Genomic DNA, 10770 nt, shown 5'->3' on the forward strand with positions numbered 1-10770 from the left:
ATGCGACGAAGGGTCGTCATTTGGCCGTTAGCCCTGGTACTAACGGCGCGGATTTTGATGATCTTAACCGGGATTTACGTCTTAGCGTTCGTTGTATTAAAACACGTACCCCAATATCGTTTAATGGGTTAACTTATAAAATGATCACCTCATCTAAGACAGGCAGAGTGTGGCTTGATAGAAATCTCGGTGCAACACAAGTAGCCACTAAAGCGGATGACAGTGCCGCTTATGGACATTACTATCAATGGGGTAGAAATGACGATGGGCATGAATTTAAGAATTCACTCACAACACAAACACAGGCAACTATCCTCACTCCAGTAAGTGGTAAGTTTATTGATTCCAAGAATGTTGCTTTCAAGAGTGATTGGACAAATGCAGATTCAAATGGTGGTAAGAGAGTAGTCGCTTGGGCAGACGGCGGAGTCAATGACATCTGCCCAGTAGGCTTTAGCGTGCCAACTCAGGCAGAGTTAGCAGCAGATACTACTGGCATCAACAATGACACGGCCTTCTCCGGCTTCCTTAGGTTGCCAAATGCTGGCTTCCGAGATAACAAAGGCAAGCTTGACGCCATTGTTGGCAGTCATATCCGCATGTGGACTCGGTCTGTTCAGGCGTCTAATAATAGGCATAGTATTTATTTGAAATTCAACAGTGGAGGTGCGATTTTTGACGTAAGTAATCGTATTGACGGTTTTAGCGTTCGTTGTATTAAGGATTAAGCGGCTGTAATGGTCTAATTTAGTTGGACACATTTCAAGCCACTTTTTTCAATTCAGCCATCTTCTGAGCAGGTGTCATATACCCAATGGTCAAATGAATCCTTTTGTAATTGTAAAAATAGAGACCTTTGCATAAATAGGGATGATTAGCAAAATCCAATTTTTGCCCAATGGGTGATTTCTTTAAACCTTGTCCTAGCAGGGCTAAGGCTGGGTTTAAAAAATCGCCAAGTGGGTGAAAAGTGGGTTTCTGATGATTGTTCCTATTTATGCAAAGGTCTCAATAAATATAACTTTCTACATTTTCTACTACTTCTTGATAATTGGTAAAGCTTTGATGGTTTAATCGCTCAGTTTTTAAATTTCTAAAAAAGCGTTCCATAACTGCATTGTCCCAACAATTACCCCATCTGCTCATGCTTTGGGTATGGAAGTCTCAGAGCAGTGGCAAAGCTTTAAGGCTTATTTGTCTTTGGACAATAATAACGGGTAGGTTTTTTAATGAACGAGAAATCCATGGAATAGATGGCAATTTACAGAAAGAAGTTTACTTGACCACCTCAGGAAGAGTGTTATATTAATCTGTTACAACTTATAAAACGCATAAAGTAGCAACTTTTTTTTACTCAAAAAATTGTCAAATAACTGTCTATTCTTTTCATTTTTAGATGCCTAGGATTGTTTTCTATGGCACTAGAAATGCACTATTTTTTTAGTTGGTTTGACACCTTAGTGCTTAACAAAATCAATGATAGCTTTGATGCCTACCCGATAATTTTCATCATGCCAACCTGCCCCAATTATCATAAAATCGGTAGTATAACTGCCTGTTGGCAAATCAGGATTAGAATCAGGATCAAAACTAACTCTGACTTGACCAAAACCACGCTGCACGCCATCATTCATTTTTAGCCAATCGTGAAGTGGGCCTTTCTTTTGTACATCTAATACTGCCTGATGTTCAACACCTGCGCTATTGGTTGCTATAACAGTAATTTTAGAGACACCTGTATTTCCATTCCATAGACTCGGTTTTGCTCTGGTAAAGTCCGAATGAACAACATTAGGCTGCTCGGTAGGTATGTAAAAATAAACACTAGAATCCTTTGAGGGGGTTTTTTTGGAATAATTGCCTGAAATCTGATTAAGACCAATCTTTTCTAGCTTTAATATGCCATGATTGCTACTCTGGTAGGGATAAATTTCATTTTGAATAAAATCCTTATAAATGGTAATATCTAACTTTGCCTTAATAAGAGCCCTATAATCAGAATCGTGCCAACCAACTCCGATTATCATAAATTCGGCAGTATAGTTATTTGCTGCTAAGTCAGGATTGTCATCAAGGTGAACGCTAACTTTTACTTGCCCATAATCGCGTTGTACGCCATCATTCATTTTTATCCATTTATTGCTAAATTTCTTTTGCACCCGCAATACTATTTGTTGCTCATGACCATCCTTATCAACCGCCCAAACAATAACTTTAGATGCGCCTGGGGATCCATCCCATAAACTTTCTCGCACTTCTCCAAAGTCCGAATAAGCCACACTACCCAGTGTGGGGACGATAAAGTAAACGCTAGAATTGCCTGAGGGTGTTTTTTTAGAATAATTAACTGAGGTTTGGTTAAGTCCGATAGTGCCCACATCTAGCTGGTACTTAAAATGACTTGTCTCTCTCTTTTTTCTCATGAAAAAAGAGCACGAAAGTAGACTATAACATTTGCTTGCCACAACAGGTCCTACCAATTTCCCCATTTGTTTTAGGCGTGCTTCACGCTGTTTTGCTAACTCAAATTTTAACAATGCGTTAATACTGATATTACCCTTTAAATTAAATACACCGTTTTCCTCCTTGCCTTTGACTTTAATATAGAGTGTTCTGGACTTTTTAAGTTTTATATTTGTGGCACAAAGGGGTCCTGAGATGCTTGTATCAGTGATAGTTACGAGTGTATCACCAAAGAAAGTCATTTTACAATCAGTGCTTTCATCAGAATCAGGCACTACATCTGTTGCAACAAAAATGTCTATTAAACCTTTATTTTCAGTAGTTCGCTCGAAGTTAATGTAGTAGTCAAGATCTTCATCAGTGGTCCTTTCAAACTTATACAGTGTGTTTGATTCTATCGGAATAGGGGCGTTCAATGTAAGTGCTGTTGCTGATTTTATTAGGTCTTTTAGGCGTTTTGCTTCAACAAGTGCTTGATTAACATCAGCAATACCTGTACCGCAGTATTGTTTGCTATCATCATCTACTTTTGAGACATCATTAGTGCAAGTGGAATGTGTTGGAAAGTTACGAGCCGATTTTTTAATAATTCTTTTTATTTCTCTTGGAGGGAAATAAAATTGCCGCGAAAGTATTGAAGCGATGCCACTAACAAATGGGGCTGCCATACTAGTACCAGCACTTTCCTTATATTTACCATTCTTACCAAGAGACATAATATTGCTTCCAGGTGCGCTAACATCCGTTCTATTGCCGTAATTAGACCCTTCATTGTCCCATAGAGATCGATCTTCGCTCAAATCAGTGGCGCCAACTGCAATGACACCTTTACAATTCGCTGGGGATTCAGTACTTGATTTGGACTTGTTGCCTGTTGTAGCTATAATTGTCGCACCTCGAGATATTGCTTCTTTGATAGCATTGCCATAGGTTGAATAGACACCAAGGGGTGCTGCATATGGGTTTTCGCATGGCCTTTTAGCTCCAAAACTTAGATTGATAACTGTTGCAGGATACTTGTTATCGGGTACACCATTAATATGACCGCCAGATGCCCATATAATGGCTTTTGCTGATGGAGAGATACCACCGCTTCCTATAAGTTTTTCAATAATACCTGAGGGACCTGCTTTGATCTTTATTGCACGCACAGGCAATATTCTCGCCCTCCTATCAACACCAACAATACCTTTGGCGTTGTTGCCCACGGCCGCTATAATACCTGCAACAGAAGTGCCGTGACTCTCTTTTTGGGTTGCAAAAATGGGGTTTGTATCGTTATCAATAAAATCATAGCCATAAACATCAGTTTCACTGCCAGCAACTTTTAACATATTGTCCAGCAAATCCTCATGCCTAATAAAACCAGTATCAATAACGGCAACTATCGTTTCACCGCTATCAGTATCTAAGAACTTTTGAGCTTCAGGCAGATTAATTCCATAACCTTTTAATCCCCATTGATCCTTATAAAGAGGGTCGTTCACAAACTCCAGTTCAGGATCAATGACGAAGTCATCCTGATCGCCTATCGAATCATCCTGTTCAAAACCCATGATAAGTTCATTCGGTTCAGAGTATTCAACATAATCATTTAACACCAAACGATGAATAACATCATGTGTGACAGATTTAGAAAGGTTAATCCTGGTTGTATTGAATTGTGCATCATGTTCAATAAAAGTAAGCTCAACCAGATCATTGGTATCAACTAATTGATTAATGTCTTGTTCTAATCGATAAATATTATTATTTATCAAATCTGGATCTGGAGCAGAATAAATGGGAGGAATGCCTGTTACATTAGAATCGTTAACAATAGCGTGATCATTATGACTGGTATTTGCGAAGCGAATTAACATGTTATTTGCCCTATTGTCATAGGAAGATCGATCTTCAATTTGCACATTAACCCCTGAATGGTTAACAGAGTGATTGGTAGTTAAGCGAGCACGAATATAATCTCCGGCAATTTCAAAAGTTTCGTTTATGTTGTTACCATGCAGTTTTTTTAATTGATTGCCGTTTTTATCATAAATATAAAAATAATCATGGTTTTTTTCAGTGTTGCCAGAGATTTTTACCTTTAAGGAGGTGGCGTTAACAATAGATAAAACTTTACTACGATCTTCGTTGTTGGCGTATGCACCTGTGTCCCAACTGGTATCTGCCAATGCCATGCCATTAAACAATATAAGCGTTAGAATTATTTTCTTGGGAACGGTGTCAATAAAATTTAATTGCTTCATAAGAATAGTGAATTTAATCCATAAATACAGCATTATATCCTGTCTAAAAATAGAGGCAGTGTAAATTTCAAGCCACTTTTTTCAATTCAGCCGTCTTCTGAGCAGGTGTCATATACCCAATGGCTAAATGAATCCTTTTGTAAGAGACCTTTGCATAAATAGGAACAATCAACAGAAACCCACTTTTTCATCCACTTGGCTATTTTTTAAACCCAGCCTTAGCCTTGCTAGGACAAGGTTTAAAGAAATCACCCATTGGGCAAAAATTGGATTTTACTAATCATCCCTATTTATGCAAAGGTCTCAATGAATTTAATCATGGCATTGGTATTATCATTGAGTGACTTACCTTTGATTTGATAGTAATAGGTGGTGTACTTGCACAAGCTTTCAAAAACAAACTGACTCAAGCCGAACAATCTAACGAACAGGTTAAAAGCATGATTGACAACAACATTAAGACTGAATTAAAAGATGAAGTTGCTACAAATGATGAAACTATTTCTAGTTACGATGAGTGGTTTAATGCAAAGTATGGTAATTGGTTTGACGATAAAAAATACGGCGAACAACATCAGAAGTGGCGTGGCAAACTAAAACCATTGGAGGTAATAATGAATCCTGAATGCAGCTCTCAAGTATTGTAAGATTGGGTACAAGTCAATGATATTAAATTTAAATATATCCAACTAGATAAGGTCTCATGGCTATATAGGTTCAATTCGTTTAAAATACGGCATATGAGCAGACAGGAAAATAACATAGAAAATGATTTTATCCGTAAGTTAGAAGAATTAGGATACCAATATCGCCCAGATATTAAAGACAATACAACACTTAATCAAAATTTTAGAGAAAAATTTGAAACCTTAAATCATGTTAAATTAACCGATAATGAATTTAAGAGAATTTTAGAGCAGATAATAAAGCCTGATGTTTTTAAAACCTCAAAAATCCTAAGAGAAATCAATACTTTTGAGCGTGAAGATGGCACGCCACTACATTACACACTGATTAATATCAAAAATTGGTGTAAAAATTCTTTTGAGGTGGTTAATCAGCTTCGCATCAATACTAAAAACAGCTTTCATCGCTATGATGTTACTTTGCTGTTAAACGGTTTGCCTTTGGTGCAAATAGAACTTAAATCCTTGCAAATAAGTCCAAGACGAGCCATGCAACAAATCATTAAATACAAAAATGATGAAGGCAATGGTTACATCAATACGCTACTTTGTTTTATGCAACTTTTCATTGTTTCTAACCACACCAAAACCTGGTATTTTGCTAACAATAACATCCAACATTTTGATTTTGATGCTGATGAAAAATTTTTACCTATTTATACCTATGCCGACAAGCAAAACCAAAAAATAACCAACCTTGTTGAATTTAGCGAAGTGTTTTTATCAAAATGCAAACTTGCTGAAATGATAAATCGCTATATGGTTTTGGTGCAAAGTGAGCAAAAATTGATGATGATGCGCCCGTATCAAATTTATGCCGTTGAGGCGATTGTAGAATGCATTAATGACAATAGGGGTAACGGTTATATTTGGCACACCACAGGCAGTGGCAAAACGCTGACTTCGTTTAAAGCCTCCACACTTTTAAAAGAAAATGAGAATATTCATAAAGTGTTGTTTGTGGTGGATAGAAAAGACCTTGACCGCCAAACGCGTGAAGAATTTAACAAATTTCAAGAAAATTGCGTAGAAGAAAACACCAATACTTATACTCTTGTAGAGCGACTTTTATCTACTGATTACGCTGATAAAGTTATCGTTACCACCATTCAAAAGTTGGGCTTAGCATTGGATGGGGCAAATAAAAACAACTACAAAGAACAATTAAAACCTTTGGCTAGCCAAAGAATTGTGTTTATTTTTGATGAATGCCATCGCTCACAATTTGGTGAAAACAACAAAGCCATCCAAGAATTTTTTCCAAACGCTCAACTTTTTGGTTTTACAGGCACGCCAATATTTGAGCAAAATGCAACCAGCCAACAAAGAGATGGCACGCAAGCCAGTTTTAAAACGACCAAAGATATTTTTCAAAATGAATTACACAACTACACCATTACCAACGCCATAGAAGATAATAATGTCTTGCGTTTTCATATTGATTATTTTCAACTAGACACAGCAGACAACCCCACTAAAAATAAGCCAATAATCAAGCAAGCCATTGTCAAGGCAATCATTGAAAAACATAACGCCACCACTGCACAGAAAAAATTTAACGCCATCTTTGCCACGGCTTCTATTAACCACGCCATTGAGCATTACCAGTGTTTTAAAGAGTTGCAAGCACAAAAACAAAAAGAGGATGAAAATTACCAAGTCTTAAATATCGCCTGTGTTTTTTCTCCCCCTGCACAGGGTAATAAAGACATTATCCAATTGCAAGAAGACCTGAATAACGAAAAAGCAGACTATCAGCAAGACCCAGATCTTAAAAAACAAGCGTTAATAGAAATCATCAACGACTACAACACATTGTTTAACGCCAATCACTCTATTGCTCAGTTTGACAGTTATTATCAAGACATTCAAACACGGATAAAAGACCAAAAATACACAAACAAAGACCTACCACATAGTAAAAAACTAGACATTGTCATCGTCGTAGATATGCTGCTCACAGGTTTTGATTCCAAATTTTTAAACACCCTGTATGTAGATAAAAACCTTAAGCATCACGGACTCATTCAAGCGTTTTCACGCACCAACAGAGTGTTGAACGATACCAAGCCGTATGGCAATATTTTAGATTTTCGCTCACAACAAAGCGCCGTTGATGAGGCTATTGCCCTTTTTAGTGGTGAAACAAGTAGCGAACAATCCAGGGAAATTTGGCTGGTTGAATCGGCATCAGAAACCATTAACAAACTCAAAGACGCCACACAACAATTAGCCGATTTTTTAGAAAACCAAGGGTTGGAAAACACCCCAGAGGCAATTGCCAACCTCAAAGGCGACAAAGCAAAAGCCGAATTTGTGAATATTTTTAAACAAGTGCAACGCTTAAAAACCCAGCTAGACCAACACACAAACCTAAGCGAGACAGAAACGCAAGACATAGAGCAAACAATGCCTGCCGACACCCAACAGGCGTTTAAAGTAATGTATTTGGAAACCGCCAAACAACTCCAAGAAAAAATAGATAAAAACGAAGCGGTTATCCCAGAGGTGGAGCAACTTGATTTTGAATTTGTGCTGTTTGCCTCCACGGTGGTGGATTATGATTACATTATGACCTTGATTGCGAATTACACTACTCAAGAGCCTAGCAAACAAACAATGACCAAAGATCAACTTATTAGGCGATTTAAATCAAACGCCAATATGGCGGACGAACACGAAGATATAGAAGCCTACATTAATACTTTAGAAATTGGCAGCCCCCTTGATGTGGAGGAGATTAAACAAGGCTATGAACATTTTAAACATAGACACAATAAAGAAGCCTTAAACGCACTAGCCCGCCAGCACAACCTAGCGCAAAAAACCCTCAGTGAATTTGTAGGCAGAGTCATAGAACGCAAAATTTTTGATGGCGAGAAACTCACCGATCTGTTTGCACCACTGGGTTTGGGCTGGAAAGAAAGAGGCAAAAAAGAAACACAACTGATGCAAGACCTTAGCCCTTTACTGCGAAAAATGGTAAAGAACGGCGATATTGCAGGTTTGGAGGTTTATGATGAGTGATATCGTAGTTTATGATAGTGGAGAAATTGAGCTAAAGATTGCACTTAAAAATGAAACTCTTTGGCTTAATCAAAAACAAATAGTTGAACTATTTGATAAAAATCAAAGGGTTATTAGTAGGCATATTGGTAATATCTTTAAAGATGATGAAGTAGATAAAAAAAGCAATATGCAAAAAATGCATATTGCAAATTCTGATAAGCCTGTCAATACTAAAACAACCTCTAAACAATTACAACTAGACAGTAAAAAATACCAAGCACAATACAATAATCTAAAGATAAAAAAGTCAAATAACTATCATGATAGATTTTTAATTATAGACAAGACTCAAGCATACCATATAGGGGCTAGTTTAAAAGATTTGGGTAAAAAGGTGTTTGCATTTAGCAAGATAGATAGCGATTTGTTAAGATGGGTGGATTGATGAGTAGATTAGTGCCTAAACTTAGGTTTAAGGAGTTTAGTGGCGAGTGGGAGGAGAAAAAGTTGGGAGATGTATCTAATATAAATATGGGACAATCTCCTGCCTCATCTTCTTATAATAATACAAATAATGGAATATATTTAATACAAGGAAATGCAGATATTAAAGATAGATTTTCTAATCCTAGACAATGGACTACAGAACCAACTAAATTATGTGATATAGGGGATTTAATTTTAACAGTAAGAGCGCCAGTAGGATATATAGCTAAATCATTACATAAAACTTGTATAGGCAGAGGTGTATGCTCTTTATCAAAAAAAGAAAATAATAATATAGAATTTATATATCAGTTTTTATTATCTTATGAAAAAAATTGGGTTTCACTTGAGCAAGGTAGTACCTTTACAGCAGTAAGTGGAAATGATATTAAATCTTTAAAAATAAATACCCCAATCCCAAAAGAACAACAAAAAATCGCCTCTTGCCTCTCTTCTCTTGATGCTCTTATAGAAGCACAAAACAAAAAAGTATCCGCACTCAAGCAACACAAAAAGGGCTTAATGCAGCAACTTTTCCCAGCCGAGGGAGAACGAGAACCAAAACTAAGATTTAAAGCGTTTAGTGGCGAGTGGGTGGAGAAGAAGTTGGGGGAGTGTTTAGGCTATTTACAGCCTACAAAATATTTAGTCAGTGATACAAATTACAATGATGACTATGATACTCCTGTTCTTACAGCAGGCAAAACTTTTATTTTAGGTTACACTAATGAAAAAAGTGGAATTTTTAAAAATAATTTACCAGTAATAATATTTGATGATTTTACTACTGCAACAAAATATGTTGATTTTCCATTCAAAGCAAAGTCTTCAGCCATGAAAATTTTATTAGCAAAAGAGAGTATGAATATTAAATTTATGTACGAATTAATGCAAATGATTAAATATGAGGTTGGAAACCATGAAAGACATTGGATTTCAAAATTTGCACTTTTAGATGTTTTGATTCCAACTCCAAAAGAACAACAAAAAATCGCCAACACCCTAAGCACATTAGACAACCTTATTGAAGCACAAGACCAAAAAATAACCCAACTCAAACAACACAAAAAAGGCTTAATGCAACAGTTGTTTGTGAGTAGTGAGGTGGCACATGAATAAGTTATGTGTAAATTTAGTTGTCAAGGATGACTTGACAACTACCAATTAATAATTAAAAAATGGATGCAAAAATGACAGAATTTAAGACTTTGGAAAAAATAGCTAATCACTTAAAATCAAATGCAATAAAGAAAGCTGATAAAAACATAAAAAGAGAAGAAGAAAAAAAGAAAATTGTAGTAGAGGTGATTTTTGCTCATAACGGCGTAGGAAAAACAAGACTCTCTGGGGCTTTTAAAGAATTGGCAACAGAAAAAAGCGATACGCTTTATTTTAATGCTTTTACAGAGGACCTGTTTCATTGGGACAATGATTTAGAACATAATACGACGAGGGTTTTGCAATTAAAAGAGTCAAAGTTTTTTAAAGTGTTTGAAGGTAGGGGTTTTGATATTGAAACGCGTGTAAGAGAGTTTTTAAGTCGATATGCTGATTTTGATTTTAGCATTGATTTAAAGGCAAAAAAAGTAAGTTTCTCTCGAGAGATAATAAAAGAGGGCAAAAAGAAAAAAGTTGAAGATATAAAAATATCTCGTGGAGAGGAGAATATTTTTGTATGGTCTTTTTTTCTTGCTATTGCTGGGTTGGCTATTGATAATGATGAAAATTACAAATGGGTTAAAACTATTTACATAGATGATCCCATATCTTCATTGGATGATAATAATGTCATCATAGTCGCCAGTCATTTAGCTCAATTAATAAAAGACTCGAAAGATAAAGATAAAAAATTTATCATCTCAACTCATCATGGGCTT

At 36.3% G+C, this 10770-nt stretch carries 6 protein-coding genes and 2 pseudogenes; 6 read left to right on the forward strand and 2 right to left on the reverse strand.

The features are described from left to right. Positions 1-728 (forward strand): annotated as a pseudogene (locus BBROOKSOX_RS07175) (fibrobacter succinogenes major paralogous domain-containing protein); the annotation flags it as partial. A 345-nt stretch (positions 729-1073) separates the two neighbouring features. Here BBROOKSOX_RS07175 and BBROOKSOX_RS12475 read toward each other — a convergent pair. Both BBROOKSOX_RS12475 and BBROOKSOX_RS07185 read right to left on the reverse strand, forming a co-directional pair. Next, positions 1074-1152, reverse strand: a pseudogene (locus tag BBROOKSOX_RS12475) (hypothetical protein); the annotation flags it as partial. A gap of 305 nt (positions 1153-1457) precedes the next feature. Continuing rightward, on the reverse strand, positions 1458-4712 hold the full coding sequence (locus tag BBROOKSOX_RS07185; RefSeq protein ID WP_180323902.1) for a S8 family serine peptidase: 3255 nt from the start codon (positions 4710-4712) through the stop codon (positions 1458-1460). Positions 4713-5068: 356 nt separating this feature from the next. Here BBROOKSOX_RS07185 and BBROOKSOX_RS07190 point away from each other — a divergent pair, with 356 nt between their 5' ends. From BBROOKSOX_RS07190 to BBROOKSOX_RS07210, 5 genes are all read left to right on the forward strand, one after another. Next, complete coding sequence (locus BBROOKSOX_RS07190) at positions 5069-5359, forward strand: hypothetical protein (protein WP_139660529.1); 291 nt, start codon at positions 5069-5071, stop codon at positions 5357-5359. A 93-nt stretch (positions 5360-5452) separates the two neighbouring features. Next, positions 5453-8425: a type I restriction endonuclease subunit R gene (locus BBROOKSOX_RS07195; protein WP_139660530.1), complete on the forward strand. Its 2973-nt coding sequence runs from the start codon at positions 5453-5455 to the stop codon at positions 8423-8425. After that, positions 8418-8852, forward strand: coding sequence for a hypothetical protein (locus BBROOKSOX_RS07200; protein ID WP_139660532.1), 435 nt, complete (start codon positions 8418-8420; stop codon positions 8850-8852). The genes BBROOKSOX_RS07195 and BBROOKSOX_RS07200 overlap by 8 nt, the downstream gene beginning before the upstream one ends. Continuing rightward, positions 8852-10012, forward strand: coding sequence for a restriction endonuclease subunit S (locus BBROOKSOX_RS07205; RefSeq protein ID WP_180323903.1), 1161 nt, complete (start codon positions 8852-8854; stop codon positions 10010-10012). Before BBROOKSOX_RS07200 ends, BBROOKSOX_RS07205 begins: the two co-directional genes overlap by 1 nt. 71 nt (positions 10013-10083) lie before the next feature. After that, the coding region (locus BBROOKSOX_RS07210; protein WP_180323904.1) for an AAA family ATPase at positions 10084-10770 on the forward strand (687 nt) is incomplete at its 3' end.

The sequence above is a fragment of the bacterium endosymbiont of Bathymodiolus sp. 5 South genome, from assembly GCF_900128535.1.
In the GTDB taxonomy this organism is placed as follows: domain Bacteria; phylum Pseudomonadota; class Gammaproteobacteria; order PS1; family Pseudothioglobaceae; genus Thiodubiliella.